Raw genomic sequence first — 21,563 nt, forward strand, 5'->3', positions numbered from 1 at the left:
TCGTTGTAAAACGAATATCGCATTGTGCAATATTCATCTGATCGTATATCTCTTACCTTTAACAGTATCAAAAGCAATCCGGTCGTCAGCGAGTACTCTTACCTTAGCACCGGAAACTTTCAGACTCTTTGCATCCGGATATTTAAGCATACACTCTGCACCTGCATTAGAAAGTATTTCAATCGAAGTGATTTTCCCTTCTTTCCAGGTTACATCCACTTCAAAGTTTCCCCTGGCTTTCATCCCTTTGAACGCACCGTCTTTCCATACATCGGGCAAAGCGGGAAGCAACTCGATATATCCTCCCTGACTCTGCATCAACATTTCCGCAATCCCGGCTGTACAACCAAAGTTTCCATCAATCTGGAAAGGCGGATGCGCGTCAAAAAGGTTGGTATATACACCACCGAAACGGCCTTGGGGAACAGTCAGTTTCATTGCACTCCGCAATAATGCATGAGAGCGGTTACCATCATGCAAACGGGCCCAGAAATTTAGTTTCCACGCTTTACTCCAGCCTGTGCCCTCGTCTCCACGGGTATTCAATGTCACTTTCATGGCATTTGCATATTTATCATCTTCTTCGCTCCTTCCGATCACAATCTGCGAGCCCGGATGCAGCCAGAAAAGATGGTTCGTATGTCTGTGCCCACCGTCTCCGGTAACGTCTTTCGTCACTTCGTCCTTCCACTCCATCAATTGTCCGCCCAATCCTATATTCGGACCGGAAAGTTTGTTCATTGCAGTCTCTATTTCTGCAATCTCCGGTTCTTTATCCTTACCTAACACCTTGCTGGCTTTTATCATCATATCGAACATCTCTGCTATCATAGCTTGTGAGGTGGAGCAACCTAATGAAAACTCACCATGCTCGGGAGAATGTGAGGGGTTTGCCACCAAAGTACCGTCCCGCTCATCCGTCCAAAGGTTATCCACCCAGAAAAGAGCCGCTTGGAGCATGACATCATAATACGCTTCTAAAAAGTCCTTGTCGAGATTAAACTGGTAATATTCCCAAATATCCTGGCACATCCAAATAGCTCCTGCCGGAAAATGATGGGGAGTGTCTTTCTTGGCCGGAGCCGTATTACCCCAAATATTATTTTCATGATGCGTCACCCATCCACGTACATTTCCGCCATCGGGCTTGCAATAATATTGTTGTGCCGTATATTTTCCGCGTGGTACGAGGCTCTTTACATATTCTACCATAGGCAGGTGGCAACGGGATAGATTAGTAGGCTGCGTAGGCCAATAATTCATCTGCACATTGATATTGGTGTGATAGTCGGAATTCCAGGGGATTGGAAAGTCTTTCTCCCCACACACCTTGCAAATTGGCAGGCAGAGAACCTTCTCTTGAAGAAGAAATCAATAGATAACGACCAAATTGGAAATACAACATTTCCAAGTATTGATTTTCGGATTCCGAGTTGGTATGGGCATCCATGCCCTTCAACAGGCTGTCCGTAGTTGTAACGGGTATTCCCGGCGGATTGCCCAGATTCAGTTTCATTCTGTCATACAACGAATGGTAATCTTTCTCGTGGGTAGCCAATAAAGTGGTGTATTTTTTATTGGTCGCCTTTTTCAGCGTAGCCTTCACTTTATCCAGCGGTTCTTCTCCAGAGAAATAATGATAAGAATCGTCCATGCATTGCACATAGTTCGTTGCAGCCGACATCAATACGATGATTTCTTTGGCATCTTCTATCTTCAATTTCTTCCCGTCTACTACCGTAATCTTTCCGCCTGTATGTTTCACTAATAGTTGCTGGGCGTATTTCAATCCATTCTTCCAATGATCTCCTACACGCTTGTCACCACTCATCGGAGTAGGATATCCTGTCAGGGTAATCGTATTGTTCAAAGCCCGGATGACCTTGTCGGTATGCAATGACTCCAAAGATATCATACGTGAAATCTTTCCTTTCTTCGAATCCGATGTCAGACGCATCACCATGATATTGTCCGGATAACTCATAAAATACTCCCGTTTGAAGGTTATTCCTCCCTCTTTATAAGTTACCCGATGAATGGCATTGTCGATATCCAGCGTCCGAGTATAGTCAGAATAGGCAGGTTCGGAGGTAGCCGGATTTACAACCTCTACAATGATATTGCTCAATGTTTGAAAAGAGCCGAAATGCTCTTTAGTTCCCGCCAGTTTATCTATGAGGTTTCGTAGTTCCGTACCGTTACCATCCCCCTCATAATTATGGGTAATCAATTTTCCGTCTGCGTCAATATAAGCGGAATGATTTGCAGTAAAATCATTCATCTTCTGCTGTAACAGCACACGGGTTTTATGAAGATAACTTTTATTCGTTTCCGGGGTTCCCAAATGCCCTCCGTTATAAGACGGATCTTCGCCAGGACCTCCTGACCACAAAGTATGTTCATTTGTCTGAATAACATCTACTTCCACACCTCCGAAGATCATAGCGCCCATATAACCGTTACCGATAGGCAATGCTTCGCTTTCCCACACTTTTGCGGGTTTGTTGTAAGTAGCTTTCAGGGGTGGCTGTTGGAAACGGGCAGCCATTGTTGTTTCCGCCATCAGGCAGCATAAGAATAGTGCGTTTATACACCGCAAATACTTGTTTTTCATAATACAATAAATTAAAAGTCGGGCTGTGTAAAAGGTACAGTTAATACATCGATTACCCTTTACACAGCCTCAACAACTATGATACAATCTATAAATTAATGACAGTTTGCAGACGAATATCTTTAGAGGAAGCACCGACCATAATGTCGAACGCACCTTGGGGAACGATGAATTGTCCCAATCTTGCATCCCAATAACGAAGTTGCTCTTTATCGAGTTCGATTTCCACCACACGGCTCTCTCCTGATTTTAAAGGAATACGCCGGAAACCTTTCAACTCTTTAATCGGAACGACACCTCCGGTTTCCGGAATCCGCACATAAACCTGTGCCACTTCATCCCCTTTCCTCTTGCCGGTATTCTTCAAGCGGAAAGAAACGCTGACGGTATTTGCACCGTCTTTTACTTTCAAATCGCTGTATTTGAAAGAAGAATAACTAAGTCCGTAACCAAAAGGATAAAGAACGTCTCCTTTAAAATATTTGTAAGTACGCCCTTTGGTTATATCGTAATCATCGAAAGCAGGCAATTCATCCAGAGATTTATAATAAGTGAGCGGCAAACGCCCGGCTGGATTGTAGTCACCAAATAATACGTCGGCAACGGCTGTTCCTCCCTGTTCACCCGGATACCAGGCATTTACGATGGCAGGAATATGTTCGTTCATCCAGTTGACAGCCAGTGAGCTTCCTGCTACCAATACAACGATTATATTCGGATTTACTTTATAGATTTCCTGCAAGAACTCTCTTTGGTCTGCCGGAAGCTGAATATCGTACCGGTCCTGTCCTTCACGTTCTATTGACTTATTGATTCCCATCACAGCAACGACCGTTTCACATTCGCGGACTGCTTTTCCGGCCTCCCCATACAAATCGAGACGGGTCGCTTTTCCTACCTGCGGCACTTTCCATTGTAATTTTGCGATAGCATAATCCCGGTTATCATAGTATTCCGCTTTTAACTGATAATCTTTCCCCGCTTCAAGATAGATGGAAGCAGAGTCTGTAGATACCGCATGAGCCGACCAGGCGTCAATCAACAACTGGTTGTCAATACTCAAACGACAACCATCGTCGGAAGTAAAACTAAAAGTATAACGACCGGAGATAGTCGGTCTCAATTTTCCCGTCCAACGAACGGAAAGCGGAGATTTAGGAAGAAAAGGATCGGGCGCCTGATTGGCAGGCTCAAAATTAATCCAACCTTCTTTACGTACTTTAGGCGTACCCTCCAATGCAGTGTTTTCAAAATATTCTGCTTTCAATCCTTCCGGAAAGTTTTCTCCTTGAATCAGTTCCAAGCCGTCGGCAGCAGATTTCCAGGGTGCATACACTACTTTCACTTGATCGCTTGCCCTGTCTTTTATACCTTGCAAAATGGAAACCGGATCTACTACCGGCGCACCGCTATAATCACCAAACTCACATTTACCGGCATTGATACCTACCACGGCTATTGACTTCACCTTATTAACATTCAATGGAAGTATATTATTCTTATTCTTCAATAAAACAATGCACTCCCGGGCTGCATCCAAAGCAATCTGTTGATGCTCTTTCGAGCCAATCACCGACGGAGAGATTCTGGTATACGGATTTCGTTCAGTTCCATCAAAAAGTCCCAGTTTCATACGCGCTGTCAACACATGGCAGGCAGCCGAATCGATATCGGCATCCGATACCATGTATTGTTTGTAAGCATTCAACAGATATTCGTCATAGACATCATCTCCACATTCCAAATCCAATCCAGCCTGAATGGATAGAGTGGCAGCCGCCTCTTTCGTCTTTACATACTTATGGGCGTTTACCAATAAAGAAGGTCCCCCACAATCGGAAACGACATATCCCTGAAATCCCCAGTCCTGACGCAACACTTTTTTCAGCAGCCAGGCATTTAGTGTACAAGGCACATCGTTCAACGCATTGTAAGCAGCCATGATAGAAGCTGCCTTTCCTTCCTTCACACACATTTCGAAAGCCGGGAAATAATATTCGCGCAGTTGCTTTTCCGAGATTTGCGGATTACAGACAAAACGGTTATGTTCTTCGTTATTGGCAGCAAAATGCTTGGGAGTGGAAACAATCTTCAAATAACGCGGATCATCTCCTTGCAAGCCTTTCACAAAAGCCGTTCCCATCACTCCGCTTAGAAAAGGATCTTCCCCATACGTTTCCGGGGTACGTCCCCAACGGGGATCACGTGCCATATTCACCGTAGGTGACCAAAAGGTCAGTACATCACTAAACTGCTCTTTTTGCTCTCTCCCCTGATCGAGTTCATTCCAACGGGCACGCGCCTCATCCGAAATCACAGTAGCCACCCGTTTTTGTAACTCAGGGTTCCAGGTAGCTGCCAGTCCGATAGCTTGCGGAAATACAGTGAAACGTCCCGGACGGACTACTCCATGCAATGCCTCATTGCCATGATAGTATTTATCAATGCCCAAACGAGGAATACCGGGAGAAGTAGCACGCAGCAAACTAATCTTTTCCTCCACTGTCAGGCGGGAAAGTAAATCTGCCACCCGTTCGTGCACAGGAGCGTTTTCATTCTTATACAACTCTTGCGCATGTATCAATGAGCAAGACATCACAGATAAAGTACCTGCCAACAAAATCTTTTTATACCTGTTCATTATCACCATTTTTCTATCATATTTTCTTTTATAATTGTTCGTAGCACTTGCTCCGGAATCACTTTCCCACTTTCTAATCTACAGGGCCGTCCATCAACAAACCATGTTTCTTGTTCTTTACATCATGAGAATTGAAGTCGGCTCCGTATGTTGCAATTCCCATTACACGCATCATGGAATTCCAGGAGACATTCGTTTCTTTCGTCTGTAAACGATAGTCAATCACAGACAACACCAGATTTACATTCTCTTGTAGAGGATAAGTCACTAAAGCTGCTCCCCCGGGTTTCTGCAATGCTTCACATAATACGACCTGCGCACACTTCCAATGTTCGGGAGACGTATTGAACAAGCTCCAGTCTGTACGGGAGGCTTTTAATACGATATTCCCCTTTTCGGTCAATGCTCCGGATAATCCCTGTTTTAAGATGTAGCGGTCACCCTCCATCTCACTAAAATACAAATCGGGGAGTTCAAAATAATTTCCCCAGGAAGTATTTCTGTTCATCTCTAAAGCCGTAGCTCTGCGGTCGGTCAGTTTTACTTTCTCCGGCAACCAGTGACAGAAGTCATCACTCAATTTCTGTCCGATGCTCAATGCCAGTACCATTCCCCCTTTCTTTTTCCATTTTTTCAAAGCTGGTTGTATGCGCTGCAAATCTTCGGCTGTCACCGATTCGGCATCTATGATCCATAAGTTTGCTTTTTTCGGCTGGTCTGTTAACCCCAAACCGGCTTTGGTTATGAAATCTATTAAATCCAGACGAGGCTGTCCAATCAGACAGGCAACAGGATAAACAGGAGAAGGATATTCCGGTTTCACCGGATGTTTTACTTCTTCGAATGTAGTCCATTCACTGCCTTTGAGTGCGGCTTTCAGTGCATTGAACATGGGCAAAGGTTTATATAAAGGAAGCAATCAACGGTTTATTCAAATCTTTGGGAAGGTCTTCCTGTTTCAGGCCATGAGAGGCAGGAATACGAAAGTTACGACACAACCATCCCATGCGGGTATATACCCAATGTTCCGGATAGCTAGGGAAATAGACCGAACTCGGTGTATACGGTCGTGGTGTCCCTGCTCCAACCTTGCTACCTCTTCCCCAGTCATTGACATTGATTGCAGAAGGGATTTTAATCTTTACTTTTTCCCATTTGCCGGGTTGGGGAGCTATCAGTTCCGGAGCTATCCCGGAACCTTTTTTCCATGAAGAACGACCTTTCATTTCACTAATTACCATTCTCATTAAATGCCGTTATCGAGAAATAATATTCCGAGTCTCTGTTAAAGTAACGGGCTTCATATTGATTGTCAAATACCGTCACTGCGTGCGTTAACTTATCTTTCTGTGTTCCCCACCGTAACACGTATCCGGTAGCCCCTTCTTGTGCATCCCAAGTGAAACGGTACATTCGTTTATCCTCCGAATCCCGGATTGCCCGGAAGCCTGTCACCTTAGAAGGAGCAGCACCTTCTCCTTTACCAAATACACGGAAACCGGATAAAGAGAAGCACCCATCCATCTCTTTAGCGTTACAAATTCTCAAATAACGGACCTTCACGGGTTTATCCAACGTAAACAGGCGATGAGGCTCATCTTTTCCATTCTCTGTTTCATCAAACAAATTCATCCATTTTTTCCCATCTGCCGAACCTTCGATAAAAAATTGATAAACAACGGGAGGGTGTGGTGCGAAAACCTTGAAGTGATGGTCGGCAAAATTCACGTGTATACTATTTACCAACATTGGAGTCTCCAAATCAACCTGCAACCATTCGCCCTTTTTTCCGGTTTGAGCAGCCCACCATGTTTCAATCTGTTCATCATTTGCATTGCCCGGTTCATAGCCGGCAAGAGACGAAGAAGCCTGTACCGGTTTCCGGTATGAAAGCAGATTCCATCCCATACTCAAATCTGTTTTATCAAAATCAACTTTCCGGTTAGGAATATAGAAAGGATAATCCGACCAGACTGTGTGAGCATATATACCGTTGCGACTGGATACAGCAACCGGGAAAAGTCCCAACCGCCGTTCAAACATATGACGAACGGAAATGATCATGGAAGCTACGTGCCAGTAGTTTCCATACTTATCCCGAAAAGTATGTCCGTGTCCTGCCCCACCGATAAAGCCTCCCGGTTTAAATGAGAACGGATTGTCTTCCACATATTCAAAAGGCCCCAAAGGAGTATCTCCTACATAGATTCCATCGCCATAGATACGATATTGAGTACCCGGAGCCGCATATTGCAAATAGTAACGTCCTTCATATTTCAGCATACAAGGTCCTTCGTTCCATCCCTGACGCGGTTCTTCATTATTCTTTCCGGGAACTTCCCAGCCATACTTGTCTCCATGATGCGCGATCAGTGCTTTGGCTTCACCCAACGCACGAAAACCGTCTTTCGGATCTACTTCCACCCCCATAATCGGGTCCTTATCCGAACACCCCCAATACATATACACCTTACCGTCCTCATCACTATAGAAAGCCGGGTCGTGAAGCCGGTAGGTCAGTTTGGTATCTACAGCCTCCCAAGTATCTTTTTCCGGATGGGCATTTTTGAAAATCTGTGTTTTCCCACTGGAAGTAGTAAAATAGAGCGTATCTCCTATTGGAAGAATGGTAGGAGCATAATCTTCCAATGTGGGGATAGTCGTACAAGGAACATATTCCCAGTCGGCCAGATCTTCAGAGCGCCAATATCCACCGGACTTGGACGCAAATAAATAATAATAGCCTTTAAAATACTCCAATACCGGATCAGCAGCTTCCCGACGCGATTCGTCTTTCGGTTGAAACCGGTAGTTCAGATTCATCGGATTAGTTACTATCCGATGTTGGGCGATTCGCTTTCCTGATGAACAGGAAGTGATACATCCTGCCAATACGCTTGCAATTAATAGATGAGTAGATCTCTTCATGGTGTTTTTCTTTTTATTTATTCCGGTATTTGTGTCATTCCCAGTGATCTGTACGAAAAGGCGATGCCGGCAACCCTTCCTCATTATACAGATTACAACGCGGGCTATTGGAAAATCCGTAGCGTACAGCTACGGGTTCGGCAACTTCAGGACTCGATACAATGACCTTATTACCTTCTATGACGGCATCCGCCCAAACAAATTTACGGTCGGCCCCGGCAATGCCAAATCCCGTGAGCTTTGTCGGCTTTGGACGAGCCTGTTCTCCTTCAGGGATATAGGGAGAAGTCCCTATCATCAACTTCTTACCCTGATTGGTAAACTCCAAAATAATTTTATTGCCCTTCACTGACATTTTCTTATAAAGAGGTCCCATACCAACAACTTTCTCTCCATATGCCAATTTACGGGCAACAAGAGCTAACCGATGTCCTACATCATATTTATCAACCGGATGCAAATCGAACGGGTCGCCAACATCAATCGTTACCGCCATCGCAGTATTAGGCAGGCTCAGTGCTTTCAACTGACCTTCGCGCACCCAACGCCAACCGTTCCCCTCAACAGAAGGCTCCTGATCTACAGGCTCAAAATTAGGAAGCTGTACATATACAAAAGGAAAATCTCCTATTCCCCATTTCTCCCTCCAATCTGTAATCATCCGGGAAAAAAGTGTCGCATATTCTTTTGCCGAGCCACCGGAATTAAATTCACCCTGATACCAGATTACACCTTTGATACTTAACGGAATTAAAGGAGAAATCATGGCGTTAAACAGATTAGCCGGGCCGTTATTTCCACCGTCCGGTTTACGTGGATTGGGTGGACGAGGTACTCTGGGTTCCGGTTTGGCGGGCGCTGGTTTCCCATCGGCTTGTGCAGCCCGTACGGCTACCGCCCATTCTTTCTGTGCCTGATTCCACTCTTTACCTATTGTTTGATCCCATTCTCTGACTGCTGTATCAAACTCTTTCTGCTTTTGCGGATAAGTAGCCAGTATTTCCGGATTATCTTTCACATTTTTCTCGTAAGCAGCTACATAATGAGCCAATGCTGGCTCCTGCTTTAGCCCGGAAAGGCTTGTCCAAGCTTCTGCACGTGTACCACCCCAGGCGGACTGTATCACTCCTAACGGACGTCCGTTTGCAACGCGCATATCACGTGCAAAGTAATAGGCAGTAGCAGAGAAACCCTGCCCATTTATTTTTGCCAGCATCTCCGGAGTACAAAGCACCCACCTGGCAGCCCGTTCGGGACTGGCTGTTCCTTGAGGAATTTCAATCTCCGACAATGGCTGTAGCGATGTATTTTTAGGAACAAAGAATAAACGTAACAATGAATCTTCCGAATGAGCTATATCATCAGCATATTCTTTTCTGACCTTGATCCCCCACTCCATATTTGATTGTCCGGAAGCAACCCATACATCACCTACCAGTACATCCGAATAAACCAGTTTATTTTTTCCGGTAATAGTCAGCGTCTCTCCTTTTTTCTTCGTTTTTACCGGCTTCAATTTTACCTGCCATGTCCCGTCGGCATTGGCAGTGGTTCTCACTTTTTGTCCGGCAAAGAGTACTTCAATGTTTTCTCCGGCATCAGCCCATCCCCAAATCGTAATCCGGGTATCTTGCTGCAAAACCATGTGGTTGCCGAAAATCAAAGGCATCCTTACATCTGCTTTCACTTCCGGCAATCCCAAGATAGCGGACAGTGACAGCAAGCACGAAACCAAAAGTAATTGTTTCATTTTATCAGGAATTAGATGAAGGTGATGGCTCTACAGAACCACCATCTTATATTTAGTAGTAAAAGCAACAGGTTGCTTGTTGTCTTTATCCAGTTTGAACGGAATCAGTTTTTCTTCTCCGGCTCCCAGTTCATAATGAATGGCATCCCCTGCTTTTTTGCCGTCAACAAACATTTCCACCTTGCCAATATCCATCAGCGTGCCATTGTTTTTCACGCTGACCCATACAGTCTTTTGATTCTTCGTCAGATTCTCTTCCACTTTGGATATAGAAAGGATAAAGTCGGCACCGAATTCGTGCGTATAGTTAAGCATACCGGTCACCCCTTTTTTCTTATCGCTGTAACCCACACTATGTTTAATCTCATTCTTGGCCACATAGTCAGGACTCATGCCACCGACACATATTTTGAATTCTCCTTTTTCCACTACTCTGTCCATGTGGTCATTGAGCAATGAAATATCGTATGGTGTCAGTTCAAAAGAGACGGTTTTCGATTCTCCCGGTTGCAAATAAATACGGTCGAAATCCTTTAACTCCATAACACGGGTCTTGACGCTGGCATACATATCCGTCACATACAATTGTACTACTTCATCACCGGCACAGCTTCCTGTATTCTTCACTGTAGCCTGAACCGTCACATTTCCATTCGGTTTTTCCTGTATCTTCAAATCCGAATATTCAAAAGAGGTATAGCTAAGACCGAATCCGAAACGGTAAAGAGGATAATATTCCATATCTACATATTCGTAACGACGCCCCGATGTTTTGAAATTATAATATAAAGGAAGTTGTCCTACGTGACGCGGAAAAGTCATCGGCAAGCGACCGCCGGGATTATAATCACCAAACAGTACATCTGCCATTGCCGGGCCGCCTTCCTGTCCCGGTAACCAGTTTACGAGAATAGCTTTACACATTTCCGATGCTTTCAGAATATCATAAGGACGTCCTGCCTGAAGAATCAGAATCACCGGTTTACCTGTCGCACAAACCGCTTCCAGCAATTCCTGTTGTTTACCCGGCAGAATCAGAGTGGCCCAGTCATTATTCTCGCCGCATGTCTTGCGAACATCATTGGTGGCTTCGCTGGTAGAACAATCCCCCAATACCATTACTACAACATCGGATTGAGAAGCTGCTTTTACTGCTTTGGGAATATTCGTTTCATCTGGATTTGTAAAGTCACAACCCTGTTCATAAAGAACTTTCGTTTGCTTACCAACAGCCTCTTTAATGCCTGTCAATACGGACTTCAACTGTCCGGGTAGTAATTTCGGAGTGTAATCACCCGGTTGGAGATCGTCTGCTCCGGGACCCAGTACAGCTATTGTACGCAGGTTCTTGGTCAAAGGCAGAAGGTTCTCTTTATTCTCCAACATTACGATAGATTCACGGGCTGCCTGACGTGCCATCTCTTTATGGCTGTCAGAGTTCCATCCCGGATAAATCTTCTTCCAGTCCAACGGTTTGCAGGGATTCTTTTCAAAGAGTTCATTACGGAACATGGTAGAAAGCATGGTACGACATACGTTGTCCAGATTTTCCATGTTGATGCGGCCGTCTTTGGCGGCCTGAATCACTTCTTTATTATTATAAGTATCACCGCAATTAGTTGCAATACCGGCAGCCAATGCCTGGTTAGCAGCTTCAATCTTGTCTTGTGCCGTATAATGTTTACGGGCAGTCAGATTACCTATAGCACCACAGTCACTGACAATAAATCCGTTGAAGCCCCATTCCTGCCGTAAAATCTGTTGCAGCAGTTCCATACTCTTGGCAACCGGAATACCCATATAATCGGAGTAAGCCATCATCAAAGACTGACAGTCATAGTTTCGGATAGCATGACGGAACGGCACCAGGTGAACTTCACGCATTTCACGTTCAGACAAACCGATGTCATGCGAGTCACGCCCACCCAATGGAGCACCATGTCCGCCAAAATGCTTGGGAGTGGTAAATAATCCTCTGGACTGATATCCTTTGATCCATGCACCACCTATTTGTGATACCAATACCGGGTCTTCTCCAAAAGTCTCTTCACAACGTCCCCAACGTGCATCCTGCGCAACGTCCAGCACCGGTGACCATGCCTGCTTTGTATTGGCAGCTACCGTTTCGTCTCCGATTACCATCGCCACTTCTTCCGTCAGCTTCCGGTTCCAGGTGGCTCCCATTGCTAAAGCCTGCGGAAAAATAGTCGCTCCGCTTCCATACGAGAAACCATGTACGGCTTCCACTTTTGTGATAGGCGGTACATATAAATGAGGAATACCGGGAATCCCCCATCCTTCACGAATCAATTCCATTTTATCTTCGGGTGTCATCACTGCCAGCAGACTTTCCACCCGTTCTTCTACCGGAAGCGATGCATCCATATAACGACGGTCAGTCACTTTCCCTTTACTATCTGTCAGTACCTTCTCTGCTACCAATACTGAAATCTCCTTTAGAGAGAAAGGTTTATCCAGCTTTCCCGGCTTGAAATTCAACTTGACATGAGCACCATATTTAGGAGTGAATTTCACTTTCATCTGTTTGTCATTGCCTTCTATCCGGTAGTTTACGGGAGTTCCCAGATTCATCGGGTCATAAGTGACAAAGATATCCAATACCTCTTTCAGTTCATTTTTGTTGACTCCCTGCATCTGAAGATCCAGTTCGCAAACATCACCCGGTTGCTGGATGGTAAACATCAGCCATTGCTCGGTCTTTAGTGCCTGCGAAGGTAATGTCCACATCGTCTTTACATTTTTATCAAAAGCTAAAGCAGCATTGTCCGCATTGGCAGAAGCCGATACCGACAGTATATCACTTTGTTGCTGCGCCATTGCCATCGAACATGACAATAATCCTATTGCCAACATCCATTTCATTTTGTTTTTCATGTTATATTCGTTTTTCTAATATTATCAGAATCTCATTTATCTATTATATGTGTATTTCCAATCATTTTCAATGTACTTTCTACCAGTTTCAAAGGAGTAGCCAGCGTCGGCACAGGTGAAGAACCGCCAACCTGTATTCTTACTGTTCCCGGCAGGACCTTCCGGATGCCATTTTCATCCACACAAGACAAGTCTTCCGGAGACAGGGAAAATGTCAGGCGTTGTGCTTCACCAGACCGTAAGTGCACCCGTTTAAAACCTTTCAATGCGGTCAACGGAACCAATATCTTTTTATCAGGATGGGATATATAAAGCTGAACTACTTCTTCACCTTCCAACCGTCCGGTATTCTTCACCGTTACAGTTACCTGCACTTCCTTGTCTGTGGTGTGACAGACTTTAGGCAGGTTCAGTGAAGAATAAGTAAAATCCGTATAGCTCAATCCATAGCCAAAAGGATAAAGAGCTTTTCCGTTAAAATAGCGATAGGTACGTCCCTGCATATCATACGATTCGAAGTCGGGCAAATCACTATCCTGTGCATAAAAAGTGACCGGAAGCTTTCCTGAAGGATTGTAATCTCCCAACAATACATCAGCAATAGCTTCTCCTCCATATTGTCCGCCATACCAGGCATTCAGTATAGCCGGAACATTCTTGGCTTCCCAGGGAATAGCCAATGCGCTGCCTGTCATCATCACAAAAACCGTCGGAATATGCTCTGCAGCCAATGCTTTCATCACTTGAGTTTGAACTGCCGGTAAAGCAATTGTCGTACGGTCGCCGCCATCAAATCCATCTTTGCTGACCGGCATTTCTTCACCTTCCAGTCTCGGGCTGATACCGCCGACAAAAATGGCGACATCTGCTTCCTTGGACTGTCTCATGTATTCTTTCAATTGATTTTCGGGAACAGCATCTACATGATCTACACCTTCTATATATATGACTTCTGCCCAACCATTCAAACGTTCACGAATGGCCTGCAAAGGAGTCAGCATACGGGAAGGCTGTCCATTATAGTTTCCAAGTAACGATTCCCTGCAGTCTGCGTTCGATCCCATTACTACCACCTTTTTCAGTTTATTCTTTTGAAGTGGTAATAATTGGTCGTTCTTTAGTAATACCATTGACTCACGTGCCAGTTGTTTGGCTAAATCCTGATGTTTTCTACATTCCAGAATAGAAACAGGAATACGTGCATAATCCACTTCTTCCACCGGGTCAAACAATCCCAAGCGGAAACGAATCTCAAACAGACGTTTGACAGATACATCAATTTGTTTTTCTGTGATAATTCCGTCTTTTACCGCTTTGACCAATGCCAGATAAGCACTTTGTCCACAATCCAAGTCGGTTCCATGAAATACGGCATCGGCTGCTGCCGTTGCTGCGTCCGGATGGGTCTTATGGTGATTGAATATATCATCGATAGCGCCACAATCAGAAGTGACATATCCTTTAAAATTCCATTTATCACGCAAAATAGATTGCATCAGCAAATCATTGCCGCAACAAGGCTGCCCCTGAAAAGCATTGTATGCACACATCACGCCGGATACCTTGGCATCAACAACCAATGTACGGAAAGCCGGCAGATAAGTGTCCCACAAATCATAAGTACTTACATCCGAGTTGAAGCTATGACGGTTTTTCTCCGGCCCGCTATGCACGGCATAGTGTTTGGCACAAGCCGAGGCTTTTAAATAACGGGGATTGTCTCCTTGCAATCCCAACACAAAGGATTCTCCAATTTTAGAAGTCAGAAAAGGATCTTCACCATAGGTTTCCTGTCCGCGTCCCCAGCGAGGATCACGGAATATATTTATATTAGGAGTCCAGTAAGTTAATGCGTGATATTGGCTATAATCCTCTTTACGCTGCGCATCGTTATAGATAGCCCGACCCTCGTCAGCGATGGAGGAAGCAACTTCTTTAATCAATGCATCATTCCAGGCAGCAGCCATGCCGATGGCTTGTGGGAATACGGTGACATGATATTTGGTACGACCGATACCATGCAGACATTCGTTCCACCAGTTATAAGCAGGAATACCCAAACGGTCAATGGGAGGAGTGCTATTCAACATCTGTTTCACCTTTTCTTCCAAAGTCAAACGGGAAACCAGATCGTCGACACGCTGTTCAACAGAGAGTTGCGGATTGCGGAACGGATACGTTTCCTGTGCCGTCATCCGACTACCTACACTGCATAAAACGGCTAAACAGACTATTTTATTCAACTTCATACTATCAGATTTATTAATTGCAGAAATAAAATTTAAAAGGGGCAATCACTTATTTGGTTTGCCTTACTAACTTTATCGTACCATCAGGATTGTAATACAGTTTATCTACACAGATAGAACGAAGCCAGTCGTGTCCGGACAACGCACTGTTATGGTAAAAGGCATACCATTGTCCTTTGAACTTGACAATAGATCCATGATTGGTATAGCTGTCAGTCGGTTCCATATAAATACCTTTCGATTCCCAAGGTCCCAACGGAGAGTCACTGATCGCATAGCGCATCCGGTTGTCCCCCTTCACTCCATCGTTCCAGTTTTCATCATGATTGTCGGAATAAGAGAGATAATACTTTCCATCATATTTGTGAATCCAAGCTGCCTCATGGAAATCTTCCAGTCCTTTCATGAGTTGCATCGGACCATCCAGCTCCATCATATTATCTTTCAACTTACCTCCTTTACAGGTGCCGCCACCGCCATTATAAATATACGCCTGCCCGTCGTCATCAACAAAGACACAAGGGTCAATCATCGGATCCATCCCTTCAACATATCCCTGCACTTTGAATCCTTCCGCCGGTTTATTGCTGGTAGCCACTCCGATCTTCCAACTGTCGTTCCAGTCTGTTTCACTGGGATGAGGAAAATAAAAATAGTAAGTACCGTTTTTATAAGCACAATCCGGAGCCCACATAAATCCTCCTTCTTTGCGTCCCCATGGCACCTGATCGGAGCTTAATATCTCTCCATGATCCGTCCAGGTCACCATATCATCGGTTGAAAACACATGATAACGATCCATCAAATCACAACCTCGCGGAGGTGCAATATCATGGGAAGCATATACGTACAGACGTCCGTCTTCCCAAACATGAGCCGAAGGGTCTGCTGTGTACATATGCCGGATGAAAGGATTCGGAGTTGCCGGATTCAGACTGGTATTAAAAGCTATCGCCTTTTCTTTGCGCAGAACCTTAGCGGCTTCACCAACCAGTTTCAGATAATGGTCACTTTCCACTCCCTCCTCGATAGGAACGAATGTACTTTTCCCTGTCGGAACTTCCTTTGCACATTTAAAGATAGCCGTCCCCTCATCAATTTCGTCAAACATAGCTACATAAATCATTTCGGCACCCGCCCGGATAGCTCCCATCATCTGTTTCCAAAGAAAAGAGCCTTTATTGCGGGGGATAAATGAATTATGATCTTTACCTTTCATATTCCCCCAGGAGAAACCCGGAAAAACCAACGGTACATAATCAACCTGATTCTTTTTCGCCCACTGGATATCTTCTTCCACCAACTTCTGATATTTCGGATAAGTGGTTTCATTGTAACGTCCCACGAACCAAGGCATCACAATATCGCATTTTCTGATAAGCTCATGCAACCTGGGATCTGATTCCGTATCCCCTTTCAGCTCCCGCCATTGGGTAGGTACTCCAAGCATCACACTAAATCCCTGTGATTTTAAGCCGTCGATAATATGTGCAGCTTCTTTCAATCCATAACGGCGATTATCATTAAATCCCACACCCCATACTGTTACCAACGGTTTGCCATTGTGATACAGATAAGAAGGGTTTTTCGCATGATTTTTTAAAGAATGGCGTTGCGCAATTTCCGCAATGTCTTTGAGCAACAGTTTTTCTTCTCCAGGCTGCATCCCGCTCAAGTCATACATTACACAAATAGCCCGTTCATATTTATTAGCAGCTTTCATTGCCGAGTTCAATACTTTATTAAAATGCTGCAATCCGCTTTCATTCCGGATTTCTGCGATAAAACGCTGCATGAACACTCCATCCAGTCCATACTCTTTCATCCATCTGAAATGAACATTGACAGTCGATTTGTCATAAGAAGAAAAGACGGATGCAGACTTACCATCCGCAAAAGTAAAATCCGTTTTATAGAGCTTCTTATACTCCGATACCTCCGGCCAAAGATCTACGGAACACGATCCCGGACGAAATCCTTCACGACCATTGTAATGATGCCATCCACGGCCGGAACCGTCACCAGGGGTGTTGAACCACCCCTGATAACCAGCCATAACCAATCCTTTGTAAGAATTATACTGTTTCCTGCCGCCGGACTGTGCCATTATCCCTATTGAAAACAATAAATAGACCAATAACCAATTCAACCTTTTTACCATGTTATTTCTTTGTTTTTCATGTTATACCATTAAGTCCTTAAAACTATTTTCAGCAAAGTAAAGAGGCATCCCTTAATAAATTCCACAAAAGTGAATTAATAATGACTTAAAATCGAATTAATCGAGAAAAAAAAAGATAAAGTAGTAGAAATAGATACCTAATTAGGAAAATATTATGGAAATAAAGCCCTGTAACCTTTTTGTTTTCCTGAATTTATTTTTCTACTTTTGAAGCAAATCTTTATTCTTCTACTTATGCCAGCAAATAGAAATGCTCTAATCCGTTATAAAACGATTGACAACTGTCTGCGTAATCCGTATCGACGCTGGACATTGGAAGACTTGGTAGACGCCTGTTCAGATGCTCTTTATGAATATGAAGGCATTGATAAAGGGATAAGCAAACGGACGGTACAAATGGACATACAGATGATGCGTAGCGAGAAGTTAGGCTATAATGCTCCGATTGTGGTGTACGAGAATAAATACTATAAATATGAAGATCCGGAATACAGTATCACACAAACCCCACTGAACGAACAAGACCTGAAAATGATGTCGGAAGCAGTGGAAGTGCTGCGACAATTTAAAGGTTTCTCCTATTTCACGGAAATGAGCGAGATTATCAATCGCCTGGAAGACCATGTTGCTTCTGCCCGGATGAAAACCACTCCTGTCATTGACTTTGAAAAGAATGAATCGTTGAAAGGACTGGATTATCTGGACACCATCTATCATGCGATTGTCAACGAGCACCCGATACAACTCAAATATCGTTCGTTCAAAGCACGTTCGGCAAACAGCTTTATTTTCTATCCTTATCTATTAAAAGAATATCGCAACCGATGGTTCGTTTATGGGGTCAGAGGAAACGGACGAATATTGCAGAATTTAGCTTTGGACAGAATACAATCATTGGAAGTTCTGCCACAAGAACACTATATCAAAAATACATTCTTCGATCCGAATACGTTCTTCGACGACCTGGTAGGTGTCACCAAAAACTCCGGAAGCGTAGCGGAGAAAGTTGGCTTCAAAGTAGCGGCAGCCGAAGCACCTTACATCATAACCAAGCCTATACATCGCAGTCAACAACTGGTGGAAAGGCTACCTGACGGAAGCGTCATACTGGAAATTGAAGTCGTAATCAACCACGAGTTAGAACGGGTATTCTTCGGATATGTCGACGGAATAGAAATTCTTTATCCCAAAACATTGGTAGAATTAATGAGTCGGAAATTGGAAAAGGCTGCCAAGCAATATACTAAGTCAAAGTGAAAACAAAGCTTTCGCACATTCGTACCCTTCCTGATAAAACTCTGTCAGCTTTTGCACATCTTTTTCTATACGGTCTACAGCTACAGGTTTCAAAGGACGGATAACGACAATCTTCCCTTCATCTTCCATACGTTCCACCATTTCCAGCTGTTCATTATAAACAGCGCACCGGCGACTTAACGCTTCACGCAACTTCGGATATTTCCGGTATACAAACGAAGGGATACAAATGTCTTTCGAATCTTTCCGATATCCCCGGTTACGGGTAAGTACCACGACATTTCTCTTACAGCCATCCGCAATAGCTCTTTGCAGAGGGATGGAATCTACAATTCCTCCATCGAGCATAGGAACCTCGTCTACATAAGTGATAGGACACACAAAAGGGAGACTGCTGGATGCACGAACAATATCGATCACCCTGCTACTGTCTTTTTTCTCTTCGAAATAATTGGCTTCTCCCGTAATGCAATTAGTAGTCACCATCACGAAACGTTCCGGTGAAGCAAAATATGTTTCATAATCATAAGGAAGAATGTGTTCGGGAAATTCTTTGAACAATAGATCGAAATCCAAAATATTACGCTTTTTGAGCAAATGTTTCAGACCGATATAGTTGTACTTCTCCAACAGGTCAATATTGCTGTATTTGGCACGTCCCCGTTGCCGCGATGCATACGACAATCCGTTGCACGCACCGGCAGACACTCCTATCGTATAGGGAAACCGGATATCATGATCCATAAAGTAATCAAGTACGCCGCAGGTAAATACTCCACGCATTCCCCCGCCTTCCAACACTAATCCCGTAGATTCGTCAATTTTCAAGTCCTTCATTTTTATCTCCCGCATTCTTATTCCGGCGGATCACCAGCAGAGATGACAATTCTCGTATCACAGCCTCATCCTCGGATAATTTCGTATAAGAAAGATGACTCATTATCAATAGTCCGTCTTTCTCTTTAGTCACTAAATCTTCAACTCCTTCAAACCATACTATAATCATTTGTCCCGGATAACGTGCCTGCAAATCATCAATACATCCGCGAAACTCCTCATCGTCCGTATCAAAGAGGAAAAGACGTATCGAATGCCCGTTCTGCAACATCTTCTCCAGATACGAAAAAAGAAATGCATCAATCATTCCACCAAGTACGAAACTAACCATTGCGCCTTCCCGATACTGACGATTGACAAATACAGCTACCGGACACTTCACCTGCTCCATAATATCATCAATCTTATCCCGGAAAAGCGTTAACCATAAAATAGCCCCCGGAGTCCCCGGCATATCCGTACGGTAATGGCTTCCGGCTCCCAAAAGCAGCATATCAGGATGTTCTTTACGGACAAAATGAATGATTTCCTGTACAAGTTTGTCCGTCACCCGATAATGGTTATCCACCTGAATATTCAATTTCACTGCCTGTTGATTGAGCAAAGCAAAACTCTCGCTGGCATAATGCTCGGCATTCAACGGATTCAAATCCGTGCCTACCGTATAGTGTGCCGCAATCAAATGATTTTTCCTCAACTGCTTCCCAAATAACAAACTATAAATGGAAAGCAATACACGCCCGGATTCCGGACGTCCGAAACAAAATATCAATTTATGCTTCAAAGATAACTTTTCTTCGCGACGTACGAAAATATGTTCCACCAAATGAAGCAAAGGAGTAGTCATAAAGGTCGTAACTAACGCCATAATGACCAAAATTACGAATATAGACGGGGGAAGAACTCCCATTTCATAACCGATATTCAAAGCGACAAGCTCCATCAATCCCCGTGTATTCATCAATGTCCCTATCGTCAAACTATCCTTCCACGATTCACCCACCAGACGGGCAGCGATGGCACACCCACCCAGTTTGCCGGCAACAGCAACCGTCACCAACAGCAGACATACCATCCACAACTCCGGACTGTTTATCAAACCGATTTCCGTACGTAACCCGGTGAAAGCAAAGAATAAAGGTAAAAAGAAGACTAAAGATATATCTTCCACTTTTTCCATCATCACCTTCCGGAAACCCAAATTGGACGGCATCACCACCCCTGCCATAAAAGCTCCGAACAGGGCATGAATACCGACAATCTCCGTCAGACAGGAGGAAATAATAAGAATGAGCAGAATAAATGCTACAAATGTTTTATTAATAACTTCCCGATTGGCATATACCTCTCCTACCTTCTTCAAAAACGGACGAACGACCAAAAACATGACTGCAATATACACAACTGCCAGTCCAACTGAATATAGTGCACTGGCAAAACTTCCCGCTTTGGAGATAGCGATAACTACTGCCAACAGACACCAGGCCGTCACATCGTCATTGGCCGCGGAAGCAATAGTCAGCGTGCCTAAAGGAGTCTTAGTCATATTCCGTTCCTGAATGATACGCGCTAATACCGGAAAGGCGGTGATACTCATAGAAATACCTATAAACAGAGCAAATGGAAGGAATGGAGTCTGGTCGGCGGCATATTCTTCATACACCCAGTAAGAAGACAAAATACCCAGAAAGAAAGGAACCAAAATTCCGGCATGACTAATCACCAGCGTTTCATTGATCTTATTTTTCAGCACACTGAAATCCAGCTCCATACCGATGACAAACATGAAAAGTATCAGTCCCACCTGACTCAATAATTCAAGATTGGTAAGCGAGTGAGCCGGAAAAAGAAAATGAAAAGCATCCGGAAAGAAAAAGCCGAGCACGGAAGGTCCCAACACGATACCGGCAACAATCTCACCAATCACTCCCGGTTGCCCGATCAGGCTAAATAAATAGCCAAAAAGACGCACCATCACCAATACAGCTATAATCTGAATCAATAAGGTAGAGAGCGGATGATGAATATTGTCCTGTATAAACTGAAGAAATAGGCTGAAAGGGTCTCCCTGTGCCACGTTATGCGCATTTATCGCATAGTGCGAAAACCGGTCACCCTCTTCAATAGCGACATAAATCAACCCTCCAAACAGGAGCAACATCAATACATAAATGACATAATTCTTCCGGGCCCTATTCCGCATAAACTCT

Annotated in this window: 11 protein-coding genes and 1 pseudogene; 1 reads left to right on the forward strand and 11 read right to left on the reverse strand. The window is 44.2% G+C overall.

What is annotated here, in order from left to right:
* Positions 1-33: 33 nt before the first annotated feature.
* The 9 genes and pseudogenes from NXV01_RS23025 to NXV01_RS26100 form a co-directional block, all read right to left on the reverse strand.
* A pseudogene (locus NXV01_RS23025) lies at positions 34-2,614 on the reverse strand (glycosyl hydrolase family 95 catalytic domain-containing protein).
* Between the two features lie 88 nt (positions 2,615-2,702).
* Positions 2,703-5,264, reverse strand: coding sequence for a glycoside hydrolase family 3 C-terminal domain-containing protein (locus tag NXV01_RS23030; protein WP_148364643.1), 2,562 nt, complete (start codon positions 5,262-5,264; stop codon positions 2,703-2,705).
* A gap of 64 nt (positions 5,265-5,328) precedes the next feature.
* Positions 5,329-6,147, reverse strand: a complete 819-nt coding sequence (locus NXV01_RS23035; protein ID WP_259023276.1) for a hypothetical protein — start codon at positions 6,145-6,147, stop codon at positions 5,329-5,331.
* Between the two features lie 10 nt (positions 6,148-6,157).
* The gene (locus NXV01_RS23040) at positions 6,158-6,502 is read right to left on the reverse strand and encodes a hypothetical protein (RefSeq protein ID WP_259023277.1); all 345 of its coding nucleotides are present in this window, start codon (positions 6,500-6,502) and stop codon (positions 6,158-6,160) included.
* Positions 6,486-8,183: a family 43 glycosylhydrolase gene (locus tag NXV01_RS23045; RefSeq protein WP_148364640.1), complete on the reverse strand. Its 1,698-nt coding sequence runs from the start codon at positions 8,181-8,183 to the stop codon at positions 6,486-6,488. Before NXV01_RS23045 ends, NXV01_RS23040 begins: the two co-directional genes overlap by 17 nt.
* 34 nt (positions 8,184-8,217) lie before the next feature.
* Positions 8,218-9,933: a sialate O-acetylesterase gene (locus tag NXV01_RS23050; protein ID WP_259023278.1), complete on the reverse strand. Its 1,716-nt coding sequence runs from the start codon at positions 9,931-9,933 to the stop codon at positions 8,218-8,220.
* A gap of 30 nt (positions 9,934-9,963) precedes the next feature.
* Positions 9,964-12,828 (reverse strand): glycoside hydrolase family 3 C-terminal domain-containing protein, encoded by a 2,865-nt coding sequence (locus NXV01_RS23055; RefSeq protein WP_259023279.1) that lies wholly within the window; start codon positions 12,826-12,828, stop codon positions 9,964-9,966.
* A gap of 32 nt (positions 12,829-12,860) precedes the next feature.
* On the reverse strand, positions 12,861-15,077 hold the full coding sequence (locus NXV01_RS23060; protein ID WP_259023280.1) for a glycoside hydrolase family 3 C-terminal domain-containing protein: 2,217 nt from the start codon (positions 15,075-15,077) through the stop codon (positions 12,861-12,863).
* Positions 15,078-15,126: 49 nt separating this feature from the next.
* Positions 15,127-16,047: a family 43 glycosylhydrolase gene (locus tag NXV01_RS26100; protein ID WP_371826262.1), complete on the reverse strand. Its 921-nt coding sequence runs from the start codon at positions 16,045-16,047 to the stop codon at positions 15,127-15,129.
* Between the two features lie 1,446 nt (positions 16,048-17,493).
* Between NXV01_RS26100 and NXV01_RS23070 the strand changes: the two genes are divergently transcribed.
* Positions 17,494-18,516: a YafY family protein gene (locus NXV01_RS23070; protein ID WP_117935904.1), complete on the forward strand. Its 1,023-nt coding sequence runs from the start codon at positions 17,494-17,496 to the stop codon at positions 18,514-18,516.
* On the opposite strand, the gene NXV01_RS23075 is transcribed toward NXV01_RS23070, so the two are convergent.
* Together NXV01_RS23075 and NXV01_RS23080 are read right to left on the reverse strand one after the other, a co-directional pair.
* Positions 18,508-19,353, reverse strand: a complete 846-nt coding sequence (locus NXV01_RS23075; protein ID WP_259023476.1) for a patatin family protein — start codon at positions 19,351-19,353, stop codon at positions 18,508-18,510. The two genes, NXV01_RS23070 and NXV01_RS23075, sit on opposite strands and share 9 nt — an antisense overlap.
* A complete protein-coding gene (locus NXV01_RS23080) occupies positions 19,334-21,556 on the reverse strand; it encodes a cation:proton antiporter (protein ID WP_259023282.1) in 2,223 nt (740 codons plus the stop codon). The genes NXV01_RS23075 and NXV01_RS23080 overlap by 20 nt, the downstream gene beginning before the upstream one ends.
* Positions 21,557-21,563: the final 7 nt, after the last annotated feature.

It is taken from the genome of Bacteroides sp. BFG-606 (genome assembly GCF_024788145.1).
GTDB classification, from domain to species: domain Bacteria; phylum Bacteroidota; class Bacteroidia; order Bacteroidales; family Bacteroidaceae; genus Bacteroides; species Bacteroides vicugnae.